Below are 19,683 nucleotides of genomic sequence, written 5' to 3' on the forward strand. Positions count from 1 at the left end.
GACTCAGACTTCCTGTCGGAGATAGTTGAAAAAACGTTGCACGACGTCCGCCTTACGGGTGCGCGTCATGCTCGGCAGGCTGTCCAGAAACAGCCGGCCGTACCCTTTGCTCACCAGCCTTGGATCACCCACCACCAACAGCCCGGTGTCACTGGGATCGCGGATCAGACGGCCAGCACCCTGGCGCAGCGCCAGCACCGCCTGCGGCAACTGGTAATCGCGGAACGCGTTGCCACCGCTGCGGTTGATGTGCTCAATGCGGGCCGCCGCCACCGGGTCACCGGGCGAGGCGAACGGCAGCTTGTCAATTATGACACAACTGAGCGCCTCGCCACGGACATCAATGCCCTCCCAAAAGCTGCTGGTGCCCAGCAACACGGCGTTGCCAAGCCGGCGAAATTCATCCAGCAGCTCGCGGCGCCCGGACTCGCCCTGCACCAGCAAGGGAAACTCCAGCGCAGCGGCGCGCAACAAGGTGGCGGCCTCGCGCAATGCCCGGTGGCTGGTGAACAGGAAGAAGGTGCGCCCGCCGGCGGCGCGGATCACCGGGATCATGCACTCGGTCAGCGCGGTGGTGTACTGCGGCGACGACGGCGCCGGCAAACCTTCAGGCACATAGAACACCGCCTGGCGTTTGAAATCGAACGGGCTCTCCAGCCGCAAGGTGCTGGCCTGCTCAAGGCCGAGCCGGTTTTGCAAATGCTCGAAACGCCCCGCCACCGACAAAGTGGCCGAGGTCAGCACCCAGGTGCAGGGATTCTTCTCACGCTCCGCGCGCAGCTGCGCGGCCACCGACAGCGGCGTGCTGTGCAACACCACGGTGCGGCGGAAGGTCTCGAACCAGTACACCCGATTGGGCGTGGCCGCCGCCAGAATCGCCTTGAGCGTCAATACCTGCTCCGCCGCGCGGCGCGCGCAGGATTCCATGCCGCGGCCCTCCTTGGCGTGCGGCTCCAGAAACGCCTCCAGTTCGCACAGCGCTTCCAGCAGCGCCTCGCCGGCGTCGGCCACCGCCGGTGTGTCCGCCACCTCGGACCAGGGCGCGCGGCGCTCCATGTCGCCCAGGCTCAGGCGCAGATCCTGGCTGGCTTTGTCCACCGCCGCGATGCGCTTGTTCAGCTCGGCCAGATCAAGGGCCGAATGCGCCGCTTCGGACAGGCTGTCGCGGCCCAATTCCTGAATCTGACGGGTGCTCAGCGAATCGCCGAAGAAATTGGCGGCCACCTCCGGCAATTGATGGGCCTCATCGAAGATCACCGTGTTGGCGCGCGGCAGCAACTCGGACACGCCCTCGCCACGCAGGGCCGCGTCCGCGAAAAACAGGTGGTGGTTGACCACCACCAGATCCGCCTCCTGGGCCTCGCGGCGGGCGTTCATCAACGGGCATTCGCTGTATTTCGGGCATTCCGTGCCCAGACAGTTGTCGGCGGTGCTGGTGACCCAGGGCCACACCGGAGCGTCTTCCGGCAGTTGCCGCAGCTCGGCGATGTCGCCGCTGCGGGTGCGCTCCGCCCAATGGGCGACAATCTGCAACTGCTCGGCGGTTTCACGGGTCAGGAAGCGCGCCTCCTGCTGATGCAGCTCCAGGCGATACGGGCACAGGTAGTTGGCGCGCCCCTTCAACAGGGCGGTCTTGCGCGGCAACCCCAGCGCCTTGAGCACCACCGGCAGATCCTTGAAAAACAACTGGTCCTGCAAGCTCTTGGTGCCGGTGGACACCAGGGTCGGGCCTTCCGAGAGCAACGCCGGCAACAAATAAGCCAGCGTTTTACCGGTGCCGGTTTCCGCCTCCACCAGCAGGGTGCCGCGTTCGTCGATGGCCTTCGCCACCGCGTCCGCCATCAGTAATTGGGCTTCCCGGGGGCGGTAGCCTTCCAGCAGGCGACCGAAGCGGTCGCTGTCGTTAAGATAGTCGCGGGCGCTGTCCAATGGCGTTCCTTAGGCTGCGTGCGTCGCCCCGGCACGTGGGGCAGCAGAGAATAGCGGATAACGCCCCCGGACCCCAACCTGTGGCAGAGCAATGAGCGATATCTACACCCTGTTGATCCTCGCCGGCGGACGCGGCACCCGCATGGGCGGCCGCGACAAGGGGCTGGTGCGCCTGGACGGCGACCCGCTGGTGGCGCGCCTGCTGGAAACCCTCAACCCGGCCCCCACCCGGGTGGTGATCAGCGCCAACCGCAACGCCGAGCGCTACCAACGCTGGGCGGATCGGGTGGTGCCCGACCTGCGCCCGGATTTCAGCGGCCCGATGGCGGGGCTGGAAGCGGGCCTTCAGGTCAGCCAGGGGCCGCTACTGTGCCTGCCTTGCGACCTGATCGACCCACCCGCGCGCCTCGCCGCCCTGTTGCTGGCGCACCTGACCCCCGGCCAGGTGAACGTGATCGAAGACCAAAGCGGTCTTCAGCCCCTGTGCCTGGCCCTGCACGCCGAACCCTGGCGCAACGCCCTCGGCGCCTACCTGGACCAGGGCGGCCGCAGCGCCCGCGGCTGGCTCGCCAACGTCGCCCACCAGCGAATCGTGATCGAAGGGCGACTGGGGAATTTGAATTCATTATAGAAAAGTGGAAGGTTAAAAGTTAAAAGTTGAAGGCGCGCTTAAAGGCCTTCGCGTACCGTAAGGCCATGCACGCGAACCAAGCGAAAGTCTCACAGCCATCAACACACACCGCCTCATCAACGAAGCCGCCTTTAACTTTTAACTTTTAACTTTTAACACCTCCAACCTCGCCCCCAACACCACCATCAAAAATGCGGATCACAAAAAAACCCGCACCAAGGCGGGTTTTTTGTGCGCGGCGATGGCGTTACGCCGTGACGTCCTGAATCTGCTTCATCAGCTGTTTCTGGTCATCGCTGGGCTGGGCGGATTGCAGCGCCATCAGTTTGCTCATGTCGCCTTCGATCTTGATCTGGCCGCTCATGAAACCCTGCATGCCCGCGGACTGGTCACCCTGAATAAAGATCCGCTTGGCCAGATCGGCCGGCAGAATCAGAGTGGTGGGCGCGTCACCGTGGTGGCCCTGTTCGATCATGCCGCCAACCAGCGCCATCTGCTTTTCGCCGTCGTCGGTTTTGACCGTGATGTTGATCACCAGATCAGCCAGAGCGGCGGGGGTGCTTACCTCGCCAGCGGATTCGCGGATTTCCTTAACCTTGGCAAACCACTCGTCGGACAGAAATTCCAGGCTCATTGTATTCTCCTTGGTTACGATGGCTTCGACGCCCTGGGTGACATGAACGAGACCCGATTCAAACGTGCGTTCGAAACTTTCCCGTACCTTATACAAAGCCCCCCGGAGAGACAATAGCCCGGCACCGGTCCGGGCGGGACAAAAGGGTCGCTGGGCGCTGGGCGCTGGACGCCGGACGCCGGACGCCGGACGCCAGACGCTAAACCCAGGCACCGTGGCGTTTGGTGCGCGCAAATTGCTCTTGCGTAGCCGCAATGCTCTTAGCGCCGGGTTTTGATCTTGGCGTCTGGCGTCTGGCGTCCGACGCCCCCTCACAAATCGTACCCACGCTCCTCATGCAGCGCGATATCCAAACCCTGGCTCTCTTCGTCCGGGGTGACCCGCAACGGCGTGAACACGCCCACCAGTTTAAGCAGCCCCCAGGTGATCACGGCGGTGTAGACACAGGTCACCACCACACCCAGCACCTGAACGCCCACTTGCTGAAGCATGCCGTAGTCCGGCTTGGCGAAGCCGTAGCCTGAGAACACGCCCAGTTCGGTGGAGGCGAACACTCCAGCCAGCACGGTGCCGAGCATGCCGCCCACGCCGTGCACCGGAAACACGTCCAGGGAATCGTCGATGCGCCAGGTCTGCTTCACCAGCAGCACCATATAGAAGCAGATCACACCAGCGGCGGCGCCGATCACGACGCCACCACCGGGGCCCACGTAGCCCGATGCCGGCGTGATGGTTCCCAGGCCGGCGACCATGCCGGTGGCGATGCCCAGGGCCGAGGGTTTGCCGAATTTGATTTTCTCCATGGCCAGCCAGGCCAGCGAGCCGGAGGCGGCGGAAAGGTGGGTCACCAGCATGGCCATGGCGGCGTTGCCGTCGGCGGTCAGGGCGGAGCCGCCGTTGAAACCGAACCAGCCCACCCACAGCATGCCGGCACCGGTCACCGTCATGGTCATGTTGTGAGGCATCATGCCCTGCCCCGGCCAGCCCTTGCGGCGGCCCAACACCAGCGCCGCCACCAGGGCGGCGACGCCGGCGGTAATGTGCACCACCGTGCCGCCGGCGAAATCATACAGCCCGAGCTGCGCCAGCCAGCCGCCGCCCCACACCCAGTGACACACCGGCACGTACACCGCCAGCACCCAGAGCAAGGAAAAACCGAGCATGGCGCCGAAGCGCATGCGCTCGGCAAAGGCGCCGACAATCAGCGCCGGGGTAATGATCGCGAAGGTCATCTGGAACAGGGCGTGCAGGCTCTGCGGCACATTGCCGGCCAAGGTGTCGCGGGTCATGCCGGCCAGAAACACCTGATCAAAGCCGCCGATCCAGGCGTTGGCGGCGCCGCCATCGGTAAACGCCAGCGAATAGCCCACCAGCATCCACAGCAACGACACCCCACAGGCAATGGCGAAGCATTGCATCAGCACCGAGAGCACGTTCTTGGCGCGCACCAGGCCACCATAAAACAACCCCAGACCGGGCAGGGTCATGAACAGCACTAGCGCGGTGGCGGTGAGAATCCAGGCGGTGTCGCTGCGCTCCAGGGTGTCCGCCAGCGCCAACGAAGGCAGCAGCGTAAGAGCCAGCGTGAGCGGAGCCAGGATACGGAGTTTCATAGCGGCCTCGCACCGCTTGATCACCGCGGTAATCATCTTCATCGGGTTCTCCCTGATCGTCGTTGCACCAGCGGGAAGCAGCCCGCCGACATTGCACCGGACCTGGGCATACAAGAATCGAGCCAGAACAAAAACCGCCGTCAACAGGGCGCTGCAGAGACAAACCGGCCTGAAATCCGAATAAACGGCCCCAATAAAGGGCACCAACCCGGAATCGGGCACCGTTTTTGTGCGCAAAACGAAAAGGAGGAGCCCCGAAATGGGGCCGGCATCAATCTGAACGGGGTTTTGACTTTGATCTTGACGTCGGACGTCGGACGTCCAGCGTCCAGTGTCTCGCGCTGAAACCCTCAGGCGCGGGGCAAAGACGCCATGCCCTTCGGCCAAAAGACGTCGCTGGCTGGGCCTGCTCCTACACGGCGTTGCAGAAACGCGCTGACGCGCTCAGAGCGAAGAGGAATGTTCCGTGTTCAGCAGGGCGCGGGCATGGCCTTTGCCCCACCCCGGCCTTGCCCGTGTTGTAACCTGTAGCTTGAAGCTTGAAACCCGAACCGCCCCACTCAATAAAGATACGTAAACATGCGCCGGCGATACTGGCTGGCCAGGGGATCGCCTTTGGGCAGGCAGTCGAACACCTGCAACAGCGCGGCGCGGGCGGCGCCGTCCTGGTAGTCCGGGTGATCGCGCAGCAGTGTCAGCAGTGCTTCCAGGCCCGCCTCGAACTGGCCGGCGGCGGCGGCGCGCAGGCCGTAGGCGTGCAGGTCCTCGGGTTGCGGCTGGTTCTGGATGCGTTGAGCCAGCTCCGTCAGGCTTTCGCCGTTGCCTTGCACTTTTTCCAGCAGGGCGAAGCGGGCCCGGAACGGGCGCAGTTCTTCCACGTCTTCGGCGATCTCCGCCAGCACCGATTGCGCCTCGTCCAGACGTCCTTCGCCGAGCAGGAACTCGACCAGCAGCGCCCGGAAGGCGTGCTTATCCGGCTGCTGCTCCAAGGTCTGGCGCAGCGCCTGTTCGGCCTGGTCGCCGTGACCGGCGCTGATCGCCATGCGAATCTGCTCCAGGAAGCCCTCTTCCTGCTCTTTCTCGGCGGCGTCCGGGTCCAGCACCGGCGCCAGCCACTGGCGCAGCGCGCCCTCGGTTTGCGCGCCGTCCAGTTCGTTGACCAACTGCCCCTGATAGACCAGCTTCAACGACGGCAGGCTGCGCACGCCGAACTGGGACGCGATGGCCTGTTGCTCATCGGCGTTGACCCTGGCCAGCACCAGCTTGCCCTGGTATTCGTTGGCGAGTTTCTCCAACAACGGCGCCATCTGCTGGCAGGGCTGGCACCAGGAGGCCCAGAAGTCGAACAGCACGGGAATCTGCCGGGAGGCTTCCAGAACCTGTTGAATGTTCTGTTCGTTGACGTCGATGATCGAGGGGTTGTCCTGCACCGGGTGCTCCTTAGGAAAATGAAACCGGCCCGATTGTAAGGGATTCGAGGCCCGCTGTTCAGTTTTCAGTGCCGCGTTTTCAGGGGTCGCCGCACCGGCGGTGGCCATCATGTCCACGCCGATTAATTAAATACTGTTAAAGCCGGACCAAATCGGCATCATCCAGATACACTCGTACGCACGTTCATCTGTTTCGCATCGGAACGACTTATTCTCGGGGTTTGATACCCCTTCGCGGAACCCACCCTGGCAAAGGAGAGGACCATGCTAAGCCTGCTGGCCGTGCTGATACTGGTCGCCACGCTGATTTCCCTGTTTTACGCACAAGTCTCGCTGACCATCGGCAGTGTCGTGTTCGCCGTGGTCTGGCTGCTGTGCGGACTGCTGGCGCACTGGCTGTACAACCCGATTCTGCTGATCCTGCTGATCGGCGCCCTGGTGGTGCTGAACCACCCCGGGCTGCGGCGCAAACTGATCAGCAAACCGGTGTACGGCATGCTCGGCAAGATGATGCCGCCGATTGGCGACACCGAACGCGAAGCCATCGAGGCCGGGGCCACCTGGTTCGAGGCGGAGCTGTTCAGCGGCCAGCCGGACTGGGAAGATTTCTCCAAGGTCACCTTCACCCGCCTCACCGACGAGGAACAGGCGTTCATCGACAACGAAGTCGAAGAACTGTGCGGCATGCTCAACGAGTGGAAGATTTACCATGAGTTGCGCGATCTGCCCGAGGAAGTCTGGCAGTTCCTGAAGGACAAAGGCTTCTTCAGCCTGATCATTCCCAAGGAATACGGCGGCAAGGATTTCAGCCCCTACGCGCAGAGCCGGGTGATGAGCAAGATCGCCACCCGCTCACTGACCACGGCGGTCACCGCCATGGTCCCCAATTCCCTGGGCCCGGGCGAGTTGCTCGCCAAATACGGCACCGATGAACAGAAACAACGCTGGCTGCCGGGGCTGTCCGCCGGCACCGAGATCCCCTGCTTCGGCCTGACCGGCCCGGAAGCCGGCTCCGACGCCGGCGCCATCCCCGACAAGGGCGTGGTGTGCAAACAGACCGTGGACGGCGAAGAAGTGCTCGGCATGCGCCTGAACTTCGCCAAGCGCTGGATCACCCTGGCGCCCATCGCCACCGTGGTCGGCCTGGCGTTCAAGCTTTATGACCCGGACCACCTGCTCGGCGACCAGGAAGAAATCGGCATCACCTGCGCGCTGCTGCCCGCCGACACCCCCGGGGTGGAAATCGGCCGGCGCCACAATCCCGGCGGTTCACCGTTCATGAACGGCCCGATCAACGGCGAGGACGTGTTCGTGCCCCTGGACGCCATCATTGGCGGGCCGGAGATGGCCGGCAAGGGCTGGCGCATGCTGATCGAGTGCCTGGGGGCCGGGCGCGGTGTGTCCCTGCCCTCGCTGGCCACCGCCAGCGGCGAGATCGGCTACCGCATGACCGGCGCCTTCGCCCGCATCCGCCGCCAGTTCAATGTGGCGATCGGCGACTTCGAGGGCGTTCAGGAACAAACCGCCGACGTGGCGGGCATTGCCTACACCCTGGAAGCCTACCGGCACCTGGTCACCCGGGGCCTGGAGGAAGGCACCATTTCGGTGGTCACCGCCATGGCCAAGTACCACTCCACCGAACTGATGCGGATTCTGATCAACAAGGGCATGGACGTGGCCAGTGGCCGGGCCGTGCAAATGGGCCCGCGTAACTTCATGGCCCTGCCCTACCAGTCGATTCCGGTGGCGATCACGGTGGAGGGCGCCAACGTGCTGGCCCGCTCGCTGATGATCTTCGGCCAGGGCGCGATGCGCTGCCATCCCTATCTGTACGACGAACTGCAGGCGATCCAGGACGAGGATCAGGAACGCGGCCTGGACACCTTCGATGGCCTGTTCTTCAAACACGCCGGGCACTCGCTGAGCAACATGAGCCGTGGCCTGGTGTTTGGCCTCACCGGCGGCCGCCTGGCCGGCCTGCCCGACAACGCGGACAGCTTCAGCGCGCCCTGGTATCGCCAGATCAGCCGCTATTCCGCGGTGCTGGCCAGCTTCGCCGACGTCGCCTTCGCCCTGCTCGGCGGCGACCTGAAACGTCGTGAAATGCTCTCCGCCCGGCTTGGCGACGTGCACAGCGAGCTGCTGATCGCCTGCGCGATCCTCAAGTTCCACGCCACCCTGCCCCGCGACGCCGCCAACGATGCCCACGCCGCCTATGCGCTGCACCGGGCCTTCAACCACGCCCACGACGCGCTGGACGACTTCAGCCGCAACTTCGGGCATTTCGGCATCGCCCGGGTTCTCAAGGGGTTGTTCTTCCCGATCGGCCGGCCGTGCCTGGCGCACCCGGCCAGCGACGATCTGGTGCGGGAACTGGGCGAGCAAATCATGTCGCCAACCAGCGTGCGCGACGCCCTGGCCGCCAACGCCTACCTGCCCCAGGACCCGGAAGACAACATCGGCCGGGTCGAGGTCACCTACAAGAAACTGCTGGAAGTGGAGACCGAATACCTGGCCTTCCTCAAGGCGGACGGCAAAGGCGAGCTCTCTGGCACCACCATCCGTGAGAAATTCGAAGACGCGGTGGCCAAGGGGGTGTTCCCGGCGGACAAACTGGAAGCGGTGTTCGAATACGACGCCATGCGTTACGACTGCCTGCTCACCGACGCCTTCGACAAGGACCTCAAGGACGTGGACATGCACACCGCCCGGCCGATTTGATTGGACGCTGGACGCTGGACGCTAGACGCTAGACGCCGGACGCCGGACGCTAAAACCCCATCCGGAGAGCGTTGCGGCGTTGCAACAGAGAGTTGCGTAGCCGCAAGGCCCATCAGACCAGGGTTTTGACTTTAAGCGTCTGGCGTCTGGCGTCTGGCGTCCGGCGCCCCCCCATATCGCGTCTTTTTTGACCATCCCATCCCACTCCCGTGAAATTTAACAAACACCGGACGGCGCGCGGCTTTCGCCGCCTGTCGGTTTCGACTAGGCTTTCCCCGTTCCGCCCCGGCGGGCCGGTGTGCCCTGCCCGGGCGTCAACCCACATCAAAAAAGACTCCATAATGACGGTGGCATTCGAGGAAAAGTCGGTTCTGGAATTCAAGGGCCGCATGTTGATGATGACGGTCCTGAATCTGAAAAGCCTGGACCCCAACGCCCTGCACCAGCAGGTCAGCCAGCGTCTTGAACAGGACGGCCGCTGGCTCCGTGACGCGCCGGTGGTGGTGGACGTCAGCAACCCGGAAGAGATCAGCCAGGTGGAGCTGATGAGCGCGGTGGACACCCTGCGCGGGCTGGGCGTTAACCTGGTGGCGCTGGCGCGCAACGAGGTGCTCGACAGCGACACCGCCCTGATGCTGGGCCTGGGCAGCATCAGCCTGAGCGGCGGCCGCGATGTGCCGCGCGCCGACACCCCCGCGCCCGGCGCCGGCGAAGGCCATGGCGAGGACGCCTCCACCGGGCGCACCGGCACCCTGGTGGTCGACCAGCCGGTGCGCTCCGGCCAGCAAATCTACAGCCACGGCGACCTGATCGTGCTGGCGCCGGTGAGCACCGGCGCCGAACTGATGGCCGAAGGGCACATTCACGTTTACAGCAAGCTGCGCGGCCGCGCCCTGGCCGGCGTGCGCGGCGACACCGATGCGCGCATCTTCTGCCAGGATCTGGACGCCGAACTGGTGTCCATCGCCGGCCATTACCGGGTCGCCGAGGGCCTGCCGGACGACCACCGCCGCAAAGCCGTGCACATCACCCTGGACGGCGACGCGATGCGCTTCACCGGTCTTTAACGTCTGCCGGACACCTGGCCAGACTCCACTTACACAGCAAGCAAGGATTTCGAGGAGATGAGATCGTGACAAAAATCGTGGTCGTGACATCCGGCAAGGGCGGCGTGGGCAAAACCACTACCAGCGCGGCCATAGCCACCGGTCTGGCTATGCGTGGTTATAAAACCACGGTGATCGATTTCGACGTGGGCCTGCGGAATCTGGATCTGATCATGGGCTGTGAGCGGCGCGTGGTGTACGACCTGGTCAACGTGATCAACGGCGACTCCAACCTCAAGCAGGCCCTGATCAAGGACAAAAGAGTCGACGATCTGTTCATCCTGCCTGCCTCGCAAACCCGCGACAAAGACGCCCTGACCCTGGAAGGCGTGGAAAAGGTTTTGCAAGGCCTGATCGAGCTGGGCATGGATTACGTGATCTGCGACAGCCCGGCGGGCATCGAGAAAGGCGCGCTCACCGCCGCCTATTTCGCCGACGAAGCGATCGTGGTCACCAACCCGGAAGTCTCCAGCGTGCGTGACTCGGACCGTATTCTGGGCATTCTCTCCAGCAAAACCCGCAAAGCGGAACGGGGCGAAGGCGACATTCCCGCCCGGCTGTTGCTGACCCGCTATTCACCGCAACGGGTGGAGCGCGGCGAGATGCTGTCGGTGGAAGACGTGCAGGACATTCTCGCCATCGAACTGCTCGGCGTGATTCCGGAATCCCAGGCGGTGCTCAACGCCAGCAACTCCGGCGCACCGGTGATCCTGGAAGGCGAATCCGACGCCGGCCAGGCCTACGAAGACGCGGTCGGTCGCTTTCTTGGCGAAGACCGGGCACACCGTTTCCTGACCGCCAACAAGAAAAGCCTGTTCGGGCGTCTGTTTGGAGGTCAGTGATGGGCATTTTCAGCTACCTGCTACCCAAGAAAAACAGCTCCGCTTCGGTGGCCAAGGAACGCCTGCAGATCATCGTGGCCCGCGAACGCTCCACCCGCGGCGGCCCGGACTACCTGCCCCAGCTTCAGGAAGAACTGCTGGCGGTGGTGCGCAAGTACGTGCCGGTGGATCAGGACGCGGTAATGGTGCAGGTGGACCGGGAATCCGGCTGTGAGATTCTGGAGTTGAACATCACCCTGCCCGAACACGAGGAGCAGGGCCGGCAAGCCTGAGGGCGCACCCGACGAGGCCGCCACCGTACAGAAAACGGCGGCGGCACCGCTGAACTGAAATCAAGCCGGGAGCCCGGTTCCATCCCTGGAACCTGGAGATCAATCAGGCTTCGGAGGGGTCGCAGAACGATCACCTGAAGGGGGCCCGCCGGAAGCAAAGAATACTGTTCTTATGGACAGTAAGTCAAGGACGGCTGCGCCGCTGTAAACAAGTTGAAGGTTGGAAGCTGCAGTTAAAAGTTAAAGGTTAAAAGTTGAACGCGCCGCAAGCCCGAGCGAAATGGACCACCGTGCCCGCGTTCATGACGTAGGCGTGGCGATATCCTCTCAGCGGGCACGGCTTGGGCCCGCGTTTTAACTTTCAACTTTTAACCTTCAACTTCTTTCCGCTTTCAATGCATATTCCACCCATGGCTGACGGTGATCGCCTGGCCGGTCAGGGCTTTGGAGGGGAAAGCGGCGAGGTCGATGGCCAGTTGGGTGATGTCCTCGACGGTGGTGAACTCGCCGTCCACGGTGTTTTTCAGCATCACGTTGCGGACCACCTCCTCCTCGGTCATACCCAGTTCCCGGGCCTGCTCGGGAATCTGTTTCTCCACCAGCGGGGTGCGCACGAAGCCCGGGCAGATGATGTTGCTGTGCACGTTGTGGCCGGCGCCCTCTTTGGCCACCGAGCGGCACAGGCCGAGCAAGGCGTGCTTGGCCGCCACGTAGGGGGATTTCAGCGGTGACGCCTCCAGGGAATGCACCGACCCCATAAACAGCATCAGGCCACCGTTGCCGGCGTACATGCGTTTCAGCGCCGCCCGGGTCAGCAGAAAAGCGCCGTCCAGGTGCACGCCCACCACCCGGCGCCAGTCCGCGTAGTCGAGTTTGTCGATCGGGTCGATATGCTGGACACCGGCGTTGGCGAAGGCGATGTCGAGAACGCCCCACTGATCGATGACCGCCTGCACGCCCTGCTCCACCGCCTGCTCATCGGTAACATCCATGGTCAACGCCATGGCCTCACCGCCAGCGGCGCGAATCGCCTGGGCGGCTTGCTCTGCGTTATCGCCGTCCAGGTCGGCCACCGCCACCCGGGCACCTTCACGGGCGTAGCCTTCGGCCACCGCGCGGCCGATGCCCCGGCCGGCGCCGGTAATCAATGCAACACGCTGCTGCAAACGCATGGGGAACTCCTCGGATTACCAACCATAGAACCAATGGACGCCACGCATCGCTCAGGCAGCGGGCTTGCGGCGTTGCGACCAGATGCGAAGCTGGCCAACGATGCCGGTGGGGAAGAAATACACGCTCAGCACGAACAACACGCCAAACCACAACAGCCAGCGATCCGGAGCGACCAGCTCCGCCATGACCCCACCCTCCGGCACCTGGGCGGCGAACAGCCGCAGCAGATCCTGCAGGTAATTCTGGGCGAGCAGGAACAACGCCACCCCCACCACCGATCCATACAGGGTACCCATGCCGCCGATCACGCACATCAGCAAAATGAACACCATCAGTTGAAAGTCGAGGGTGTTTTCCGGGTTCACATAGCGGTTGATCAACGCGAACATCACCCCCGCCAGGGTCGCCAGCACCGCCGAGACAATCACCGCCGCGGTGCGGTAGAACACGGTCCGGTAACCCAGCGCCTGGGCGCGGAACTCGTTTTCGCGAATCGCCTGCAACACCCGACCGAACGGCGAGTTGACCATGCGCAACAGGAACAGGAAGACCAGCAGCGAGACCACGAACGCCACGTAGTACATCAATTCGCGGCCGCTGAAACGCACCTTGAACACGGATTCGCGCAGCACCTCGCCAAGATTGCCCGGCTCCGTGAACAGGCCGCTCAGAAAGGTCACGATGCTGAAGCCGCGCAGCTCACCGTCGAACGGGCGGAACGCCGGGCCCAACTCCCGGGGCACGCGCACGCGCAGGCCGTCTTCCCCGCCGGTGATGTTATAGAGCTGGGTGGCCAGGCTCAGAAACGCGAACGCCACCGCCAGTGTCACCAGGGCGAAGAAGATCGCCTTGACCCGCAGCGACAGCAGCCCGAGCAGCAGTGAGAGCACCACACTGAGCGCGATCGCCCCGGCCAGCCCGACCAGAATGGCGGTGAAATTATTGCCCATGGCGTCGGTGGCGATCGCCATGCCATAGGCGCCAATGCCAAAAAACATGGTGTGAGCGAACGAAACGATGTGGGTATAGCCCAGCATCAAATCGTAAGACGCCACCACCACGATAAACACGCAGATCATGCCCAGGGTGGAAAACGCCCGGGTGCCATCGAACAGAAACGGCCCCAATGCCAGGCACACCAGGATCACCAGCAGAATCGCGGTGAGCGGACGGCTGCGCGGCGTGTCGCCGGAAAAAATCGCATTCAACATCGCTTTTGCCCTCACACCTTGATCACGGGGATCAGCCCCTGGGGGCGCCACATCAGAACGCCCACCATCAGCCCGACCGTGGCCACCGCCGCCAGCCGCGGCTCCAGAAAGCCCACGTAGAGATTGATCAGGCCCACCAGAATGGCGCCGTAGAAACAGCCCTTGATGGAACCCAGGCCGCCCAGAATGATCACCACGATCACCGAGATCATCAGCTCATCGCCCATGTGCGCGGTGATGATCTCGCGGTACATCGCCCACATGGCGCCACCCAGGCCGGCCAGCGCGGAGCCGGCCACGAACACGCCGAGAAACAGCAGGCGGATGCGATAACCGTGCACTTCCACCATTTCCCGGTCTTCGACACCGGCGCGGATCAGCACCCCGACGCGGGTGCGATCAATCACCCAGGTCATCAGGCCGTACACGGCCAGCCCCAACAGCACCGCGATCAAACGGTATTTTTCCAAGGCGATGCCACCGATCAGGGGAATCGCATCGCTGACGATAAAGGCACCGCGCAACGCGTCCGGACGCGGTACCGGAATCTCGTTGGGGCCCCAGATCACCTGGATCAGCTCCAGCAGGATGATCGAGCCGCCCACGGTGACCAGAATCTGCTTGAGGTGATCGCCGTACACCGGCTTGATCACCAGACGCTCGAACAGCAGCCCGACCAGCCCGGCCACCGCCAGCGCGAACCCCAGCGCCGGTAAAATAGCGACCAGATTGACCAGCAGGGAGCTGTCTCCGGAATAGCCGTTCAACCACACGGTAAGCACCGTGGCACCGGCGAAGGCGCCCAACGAAATGAAAGCGCCGTGGGCCAGATTCAGCACGTTCATCAAACCGAACGTCAACGTCATGCCCGACGCCATCAGAAACACCATGGCGCCCATCGCCAGGCCGCTGATGGTGAGCACCGCCCAGGTGGTCGGGTTAATCATAAACAACGGCACCAGCATCATCAGTGCCAGCAAAAACAGGTGTGGCTTCTCTTCGCGGAACGCGGCAAAGCGGGCACGCGGCCCTTTCCCCAGCGCCTTCCACGGCCTTTCGCGCCTCGCGCTTTTATTGTCCAATGTCTTCTCGAGAGCGGACATCCTGGTGTTCTCCTTATTGGGGCCTGTTCACACTCATTTTGATGGTCGCGCCGGAGGCCCTTCGGGTTGCGCCCCAAAGCGGGCCAGGCGGTGTTGCTCGTCGTTCATTTAGCATGCTAAACCTCCCTCCTCGCGCCTTGCCTGGCCCGCTTTGGGGCGGCAACGCGGCCATCTAAATTAGTGTGAACAGGCCCTAACGCGGCCGGCGCCGCCAACCCGTTGACGATCATTACTGGTGTTCGCCCAGCCCCAACCCGAGCAATTCGTGCTGCTGTTCTTCGTTGTCGGCGAGGTCCGCCATGCTGCCGCGATGCACGATCTTGCCGTCGCTCATCACCGCCACGGACTGCCCCAGCCGCCGGGAAAAATTAAAGTTCTGTTCCACCAGCAAAATCGACACGTTCTGGGATTTAAGTTGCTCGAAGGCGTCCGCCAGATCGTTAATGATGGCCGGTGCCAGCCCCTTGGTGGGCTCGTCCACCAGCAGCAATTCACGGGGTTCGATTACCGCGCGGGCAATCGCCAGCATCTGCTTCTGGCCACCGGAGAGGTTGCCCGCGGGTCGATCCCAGAATTTCTTGATCGGCGGAAACAGATCGAAAATCCAGTTCAGCCGCTGCTCGTCCATGCGCCCGGACACCGCCGCCAGCACCATGTTTTCACGCACCGTGAGCATGCTGAAAATGCCCATGCTTTCCGGCACGAAAGCAATCCCCTGGCGGGCGATGCGCGGGGTCGGCTGGCCGGTGATCGGCTCGCCGCGAAAACGCACCTCGCCGGCGGTGACCGTGGTCAGGCCCATGATGGTTCGCAAGGTGGTGCTCTTGCCGGCGCCGTTGCGACCCAGCAGCACGGTCAGCTCGCCGGCGGGCACTTCAAGATCCACGCCGTGCAGAATGTGGTACTGGTCGATGTCGGCGCTGACCCCGGATAGGGTGAGAATGGCGTCACTCATACGGCGGCTCCCTGGCTGTCGCGCGGCTCCTGATCCGGGCTCACGCCCAGATAAGCCTCTTGAACGATGGGCGACGCGATCACCTCGGCGGGCTCGCCATCGGCCACCAGTTCGCCGTTGTGCAACACCACGATGCGATCAGACAATGAGCGCACCACGTCCATCTTGTGTTCCACCAGCAGAATCACCTTGTTCTGCTGATGCTTGATATTGGCGATCAGCTCCAGAATCACTGGCACCTCATCCACGCTCATGCCAGCGGTGGGTTCGTCGAACATAAACACTTCCGGCTCCAGCGCCAGCATCAACGCCACTTCCAGCTTGCGCTGGTCGCCGTGGGGCAGATTGGCCACCGGCGTGTCGGCGCGTTTGCCCAGATTGACCTGCTCCAGATAGGCGGCGGCACGGTCACTGATGTCGCGCCGCTTGGACGCCATTTGCCAGAACACATGGCCGATGCGATGGCGCGAGGCCACCGCCAGCCGCACGTTCTCAAGCGCGCTCAGGTTGGGAAACAAATTGGTCAGCTGAAACGCACGGCCCAGGCCTTTGTCGGCACGCGCCGGCGCGCCCAGGGAGGTAATGTCTTCATCAAAAAGGCGCACGCTGCCCGCGGAGGCGGCGAGCTGCCCGGAAATCAGATTGAACCAGGTGGTTTTACCCGCCCCGTTGGGGCCCACGATGGAAGTCAGCGTTCCCGCGTGGAACGCGCACGAAACCCGGTTCACGGCCACGTGTCCGCCGAAATTGATGGTCAGGTCACGGGTTTCCAGCACCGGGCGGGAGACGGTTTCGGGTTGCAAGGAGGCCATGGATGGTCCCTTCGTGTTATCGGAATAAGGGGAACACGAGTCGCGAAAATCGTCAGTTGAAAGTTGCAAGTTCAAAGTTGAAAGGAAAACCGGGCGCGGGCACGGCGTTTCGGATGGTACAAACCGGCCCGCGCTTTCAACTTTTAACGTTTAACTTTCAACCGCCTTCACTTATTGAGGATCGGAATGTTCATCTGGTCGATGCCGATGGTGCGCACCAACTCCGGCACGCCGGCGGTGACCTTGCGATCAGCGAACCAGTCATCACGCTCTTCCACCTTGATGCGGAAGTGATACATGGACTGCAACGCCTGGTGGTCTTCGCTGCGGATGATCATCTTGCCTTTCGGCGTTTCGAAGATCAGGCCTTCGAAGGCTTTGATCAGATCTTCCGAATCGGTGGAGCCATCGGCTTTCTTGACCGCCGCCACGATCGCCATGGACTGGGCGAAACCCTGGGCGGTGAAAAAATCCGGCGCCGCGTTGTAGCGCTTGAAGTGCTCCTTCACGAACCAGTCGTTTACTTTGTTGTCCGGAGACTCAAAGTAGTAGAAGCCGGCGCCCTGCATGCCCGGGAACTCAGAGTAGCTGACCAGCGCTGGCAGAATATTGCCGCCGGTGGCCAGTTTGATGTCGTAGCGTTCCGGGTGCAGATCCTGGATACGGCTCAGCGGGTTGGCGCTGCCGGCCCAGATGGCGAAGATGTATTTGCCTTCGTCACAGCCTTTACGATCTTTCAGGGCCGCGAACAAACGCTGCGCGGCGGCGGTGAAATCGGTGGCGTCGGTGGGCAGATATTCCTCATGCACCACTTCGCCGCCCTGGGTCTTCATGGCTTTCTTGAACGCGGACACGCCATCACGACCGAACGCGTAATCCTGAGCGATGGTGGCCACGCACACCCCCGGCATACCCAACGCCACCGCATTGGAAACGGCGTCCTGGGAAGAGTTACGCCCGATCCGTACCACGTAGCGGTTCCACTGATCCCCGGTGATCGCGTCCGCCACGCCCTCGGGCATGATGATGCGCTCATATTCCTCGGCGATCGGCAGCGTCGCCAACGCCACGCCGGAGGCCACCGGCCCCACCACGATCTGGGCATCGTCCTCGGCGTAGGCTTCTTCCACCAGGGCGCGGGCACGGGCGGGATCGAGCTGGGTGTCTTTCTTGATCAGCTCGATCTTGCGGCCATCCACTTCCATCTTGCCGTCGGTGGCGTATTCGAAGCCCATCTCCATGCCGACCTGCAGCTGTTCCGCGTAGGCGGACAGCGCGCCGGTAAAACCGGTGACGTGGGCGATTTTGATCGCCTCCGCGGCACTCGCCGAAGTGGCGGCGCCAAGGGCAGTGAGGGTGAACGCCGTAGCGGTCAAAAGACGCTTCATGTGATGTCTCCCTTTCTCGCTCAGGCCGAGGCCGTGAGTCTTGTCGTTGTTGTTCGAACCGTCAGGCTCCAAAACGTCGGAGCCAGGGTGCAGCGTTATTATGGTTGGAGTGTTCGGCCCGGCGGAGAGCATTGTCTACGGCACCGGCTTACCCCACAATATGACAACTGATTCACCTTTCTGCAAGCGCGAAAGATTTCGCCGTTCCCACGCCGGCCTTCCCGGCCCCCTCCCGCTGGTTTCGCCTGATCCGTCTCAAGCCCTTTATTCAAGGGCGTTTGAACAAGCTGACCGGGAAGTCCGGGCGGCGTCTGAAGCTTGACCTGCTTGACAGCTTATCGGCCGAGCCTTAACGTTATTGAATACTGATTCAGTTTTCAAAACAACGACAACCGACCGGATACCCGCTGCGCCATGAGCTCCACACCCCAACGCAAAGCCACCGACGCCGGCCCCGGCACGCCGAAAACCGCCCGTGGTGCCCGCACCCGCGCGCGCATTCTCAAAGCCGCCGAGGAAGCCTTCGGCACGCTCGGCTATTACCGCGCCGGCATCACCGACATCACCCGTGGCGCTGGCGTCGCCCAGGGCACCTTCTATTGCTATTTCACCGGCAAGGAAGAAACCCTGCGCGAGCTGGTTCGCGACATGGGCCACAAGGTGCGCGCCCACCTGGCCCGCCACGTGGATGGCGCCCAGGACCGCCTCGATGCGGAGGCGCGTGGCCTGCGGGCGTTCCTCGGCTACGTTACTGAAAACCCGTGGATGTACCGCGTGCTCCAGGAAGCACAGTTCGTCGACGAAGAGATCTATCAGGAATATTACGAAGCCTTTGGCGACGCCTACGCCACCCTGCTCGCCGACGCGGTCAGCCGTGGGGAAGTGCGCCCCGGCGACAACCGGGTGCGCGCCTGGGCGCTGATGGGCATGTCCCACTTTCTGGGCATGCGCTACGGGCTGTGGCAATCCGATGTGTCCCCCGACGACGTGGTCGCCGCCGTGGACGACATGCTGCGCCTGGGGCTCGCTCCACAACCACGGAGCGACGACAAACCATGACCACCAACAACGCGCCCCTGGTGCTCGCCGAGCGCGACAACGGCATTGCCCGGCTCACCCTGAATCGCGGCGCGCGCCACAACGCCCTGGTGCCGGACTTGCTCACCGCCCTGCGCGACGCGCTCGCCGAACTGCGTCGCGACCCGCCACGGGTACTGATCCTGGCGGCCGCGGGCCGTTCGTTTTCCACCGGCGGCGACGTCGGCGCCTTTTATGACACCCCGCCAGCCCAGCGTTACGACTACGCCGCCCGCGTGGTCGGCGAACTGAACGCCACCATCCTGGATTTGCTCACGCTGCCCTGCCCCACGGTGGCGGCGGTGCACGGCACCGTCACCGGTGGATCAGTGGGCCTGGTGCTGGCCTGCGACATCGCCGTGGGCGGCCCGCGAACCCACTTCGCGCCCTGGTACACGGTGGTCGGATTCAGCCCGGACGGTGGCTGGAGCGCGCTGATGCCCGAGCGCATCGGCCGCGCCCGCGCGCTCGACGCGCAGCTCACCAACCGCGCCATCGACGCCGACGAAGCGTTGCGGCTGGGGCTGCTGCAATACCAGGCGGACGACAACGGCGTGCTCGATCAGGCCAACGCCATCGCCGCCACCATCGCCGCCGCCAAACCGGCCAGTGTCGCCCATACCCTGACGCTCAACCGCCCCGACAGCCAGCGCGTGGCGGCCGGGCTGGAAGCGGAATACCGCCATTTTCTCGAACAGATCGTCAGCGACGAAGCTGACCAGGGGATGAAAGAGTTTTTGAAGAGATAGGAAAAAGAGTTTTCAGTTTTCAGTTTTCAGTTTTCAG

General features: G+C 63.3%; 17 protein-coding genes. 7 read left to right on the forward strand and 10 right to left on the reverse strand.

The genetic code is table 11. The annotated features are described in order from the left end of the window. Positions 1 to 3 precede the first annotated feature (3 nt). Entirely contained in the window at positions 4 to 1,929 is a 1,926-nt protein-coding gene (locus CGS25_RS08485; RefSeq protein ID WP_089031858.1) for an ATP-dependent DNA helicase, read from the reverse strand. A gap of 91 nt (positions 1,930 to 2,020) precedes the next feature. Here CGS25_RS08485 and CGS25_RS08490 point away from each other — a divergent pair, with 91 nt between their 5' ends. After that, a complete protein-coding gene (locus CGS25_RS08490; RefSeq protein ID WP_101675213.1) occupies positions 2,021 to 2,560 on the forward strand; it encodes a molybdenum cofactor guanylyltransferase in 540 nt (179 codons plus the stop codon). 247 nt (positions 2,561 to 2,807) lie between these two features. Here CGS25_RS08490 and CGS25_RS08495 read toward each other — a convergent pair whose 3' ends face one another. The 3 genes from CGS25_RS08495 to CGS25_RS08505 form a co-directional block, all read right to left on the reverse strand. Next, the gene (locus CGS25_RS08495) at positions 2,808 to 3,194 is read right to left on the reverse strand and encodes an SCP2 sterol-binding domain-containing protein (RefSeq protein WP_089031856.1); all 387 of its coding nucleotides are present in this window, start codon (positions 3,192 to 3,194) and stop codon (positions 2,808 to 2,810) included. A 311-nt stretch (positions 3,195 to 3,505) separates the two neighbouring features. Further along, complete coding sequence (locus CGS25_RS08500; RefSeq protein ID WP_232802325.1) at positions 3,506 to 4,849, reverse strand: ammonium transporter; 1,344 nt, start codon at positions 4,847 to 4,849, stop codon at positions 3,506 to 3,508. Between the two features lie 518 nt (positions 4,850 to 5,367). Then, positions 5,368 to 6,348: a tetratricopeptide repeat protein gene (locus CGS25_RS08505; protein ID WP_332872153.1), complete on the reverse strand. Its 981-nt coding sequence runs from the start codon at positions 6,346 to 6,348 to the stop codon at positions 5,368 to 5,370. A gap of 153 nt (positions 6,349 to 6,501) precedes the next feature. Between CGS25_RS08505 and CGS25_RS08510 the strand changes: the two genes are divergently transcribed. From CGS25_RS08510 to minE, 4 genes are all read left to right on the forward strand, one after another. Then, entirely contained in the window at positions 6,502 to 8,958 is a 2,457-nt protein-coding gene (locus tag CGS25_RS08510; RefSeq protein ID WP_101675215.1) for an acyl-CoA dehydrogenase, read from the forward strand. A gap of 341 nt (positions 8,959 to 9,299) precedes the next feature. Further along, positions 9,300 to 10,025 carry a septum site-determining protein MinC gene (minC, locus tag CGS25_RS08515; protein ID WP_101675216.1) on the forward strand — a complete coding sequence of 242 codons (726 nt, stop codon included), beginning with the start codon at positions 9,300 to 9,302 and terminating at the stop codon, positions 10,023 to 10,025. A 65-nt stretch (positions 10,026 to 10,090) separates the two neighbouring features. Beyond that, positions 10,091 to 10,906: a septum site-determining protein MinD gene (gene minD / locus CGS25_RS08520; protein WP_089031852.1), complete on the forward strand. Its 816-nt coding sequence runs from the start codon at positions 10,091 to 10,093 to the stop codon at positions 10,904 to 10,906. Beyond that, positions 10,906 to 11,178 carry a cell division topological specificity factor MinE gene (gene minE / locus CGS25_RS08525; protein ID WP_089031851.1) on the forward strand — a complete coding sequence of 91 codons (273 nt, stop codon included), beginning with the start codon at positions 10,906 to 10,908 and terminating at the stop codon, positions 11,176 to 11,178. Before minD ends, minE begins: the two co-directional genes overlap by 1 nt. A 392-nt stretch (positions 11,179 to 11,570) precedes the next feature. Here the strand turns inward: minE and CGS25_RS08530 are convergent, their stop codons facing one another. The 6 genes from CGS25_RS08530 to CGS25_RS08555 form a co-directional block, all read right to left on the reverse strand. After that, the gene (locus CGS25_RS08530) at positions 11,571 to 12,350 is read right to left on the reverse strand and encodes a 3-hydroxybutyrate dehydrogenase (RefSeq protein ID WP_101675217.1); all 780 of its coding nucleotides are present in this window, start codon (positions 12,348 to 12,350) and stop codon (positions 11,571 to 11,573) included. A 51-nt stretch (positions 12,351 to 12,401) separates the two neighbouring features. Further along, entirely contained in the window at positions 12,402 to 13,562 is a 1,161-nt protein-coding gene (locus CGS25_RS08535; protein ID WP_101675218.1) for a branched-chain amino acid ABC transporter permease, read from the reverse strand. Between the two features lie 11 nt (positions 13,563 to 13,573). Continuing rightward, positions 13,574 to 14,665, reverse strand: a complete 1,092-nt coding sequence (locus tag CGS25_RS08540; RefSeq protein ID WP_101675219.1) for a branched-chain amino acid ABC transporter permease — start codon at positions 14,663 to 14,665, stop codon at positions 13,574 to 13,576. A gap of 229 nt (positions 14,666 to 14,894) precedes the next feature. Further along, positions 14,895 to 15,620: an ABC transporter ATP-binding protein gene (locus tag CGS25_RS08545; protein ID WP_101675220.1), complete on the reverse strand. Its 726-nt coding sequence runs from the start codon at positions 15,618 to 15,620 to the stop codon at positions 14,895 to 14,897. Next, positions 15,617 to 16,432 (reverse strand): ABC transporter ATP-binding protein, encoded by an 816-nt coding sequence (locus CGS25_RS08550; protein WP_089031846.1) that lies wholly within the window; start codon positions 16,430 to 16,432, stop codon positions 15,617 to 15,619. Before CGS25_RS08550 ends, CGS25_RS08545 begins: the two co-directional genes overlap by 4 nt. Before the next feature lie 167 nt (positions 16,433 to 16,599). Next, a complete protein-coding gene (locus CGS25_RS08555; RefSeq protein WP_101675221.1) occupies positions 16,600 to 17,820 on the reverse strand; it encodes a substrate-binding domain-containing protein in 1,221 nt (406 codons plus the stop codon). A gap of 414 nt (positions 17,821 to 18,234) precedes the next feature. Here CGS25_RS08555 and CGS25_RS08560 point away from each other — a divergent pair, with 414 nt between their 5' ends. Both CGS25_RS08560 and CGS25_RS08565 read left to right on the forward strand, forming a co-directional pair. Further along, positions 18,235 to 18,879, forward strand: coding sequence for a TetR/AcrR family transcriptional regulator (locus tag CGS25_RS08560; RefSeq protein ID WP_101675222.1), 645 nt, complete (start codon positions 18,235 to 18,237; stop codon positions 18,877 to 18,879). Beyond that, the gene (locus tag CGS25_RS08565) at positions 18,876 to 19,646 is read left to right on the forward strand and encodes an enoyl-CoA hydratase/isomerase family protein (protein ID WP_101675223.1); all 771 of its coding nucleotides are present in this window, start codon (positions 18,876 to 18,878) and stop codon (positions 19,644 to 19,646) included. The genes CGS25_RS08560 and CGS25_RS08565 overlap by 4 nt, the downstream gene beginning before the upstream one ends. Positions 19,647 to 19,683: the final 37 nt, after the last annotated feature.

Origin of the sequence: Alloalcanivorax mobilis (assembly GCF_002864685.1) — a bacterium.
In the GTDB taxonomy this organism is placed as follows: Bacteria; Pseudomonadota; Gammaproteobacteria; order Pseudomonadales; family Alcanivoracaceae; genus Alloalcanivorax; species Alloalcanivorax mobilis.

What these genes read in the sequence shown, in the direction of transcription:
- CGS25_RS08565 (WP_101675223.1), top strand. Translation starts at nt 18,876, where the DNA reads ATGACCACCAACAACGCGCCCCTGGTGCTCGCCGAGCGCGACAACGGC.
- CGS25_RS08540 (WP_101675219.1), bottom strand. Translation starts at nt 14,665, where the DNA reads ATGTCCGCTCTCGAGAAGACATTGGACAATAAAAGCGCGAGGCGCGAA.
- CGS25_RS08495 (WP_089031856.1), bottom strand. Translation starts at nt 3,194, where the DNA reads ATGAGCCTGGAATTTCTGTCCGACGAGTGGTTTGCCAAGGTTAAGGAA.
- CGS25_RS08545 (WP_101675220.1), bottom strand. Translation starts at nt 15,620, where the DNA reads ATGAGTGACGCCATTCTCACCCTATCCGGGGTCAGCGCCGACATCGAC.
- CGS25_RS08510 (WP_101675215.1), top strand. Translation starts at nt 6,502, where the DNA reads ATGCTAAGCCTGCTGGCCGTGCTGATACTGGTCGCCACGCTGATTTCC.
- minC (WP_101675216.1), top strand. Translation starts at nt 9,300, where the DNA reads ATGACGGTGGCATTCGAGGAAAAGTCGGTTCTGGAATTCAAGGGCCGC.
- CGS25_RS08535 (WP_101675218.1), bottom strand. Translation starts at nt 13,562, where the DNA reads ATGTTGAATGCGATTTTTTCCGGCGACACGCCGCGCAGCCGTCCGCTC.
- CGS25_RS08505 (WP_332872153.1), bottom strand. Translation starts at nt 6,348, where the DNA reads ATGATGGCCACCGCCGGTGCGGCGACCCCTGAAAACGCGGCACTGAAA.
- minE (WP_089031851.1), top strand. Translation starts at nt 10,906, where the DNA reads ATGGGCATTTTCAGCTACCTGCTACCCAAGAAAAACAGCTCCGCTTCG.
- CGS25_RS08560 (WP_101675222.1), top strand. Translation starts at nt 18,235, where the DNA reads ATGAGCTCCACACCCCAACGCAAAGCCACCGACGCCGGCCCCGGCACG.
- CGS25_RS08550 (WP_089031846.1), bottom strand. Translation starts at nt 16,432, where the DNA reads ATGGCCTCCTTGCAACCCGAAACCGTCTCCCGCCCGGTGCTGGAAACC.
- CGS25_RS08530 (WP_101675217.1), bottom strand. Translation starts at nt 12,350, where the DNA reads ATGCGTTTGCAGCAGCGTGTTGCATTGATTACCGGCGCCGGCCGGGGC.
- CGS25_RS08555 (WP_101675221.1), bottom strand. Translation starts at nt 17,820, where the DNA reads ATGAAGCGTCTTTTGACCGCTACGGCGTTCACCCTCACTGCCCTTGGC.
- CGS25_RS08490 (WP_101675213.1), top strand. Translation starts at nt 2,021, where the DNA reads ATGAGCGATATCTACACCCTGTTGATCCTCGCCGGCGGACGCGGCACC.
- CGS25_RS08500 (WP_232802325.1), bottom strand. Translation starts at nt 4,849, where the DNA reads ATGAAGATGATTACCGCGGTGATCAAGCGGTGCGAGGCCGCTATGAAA.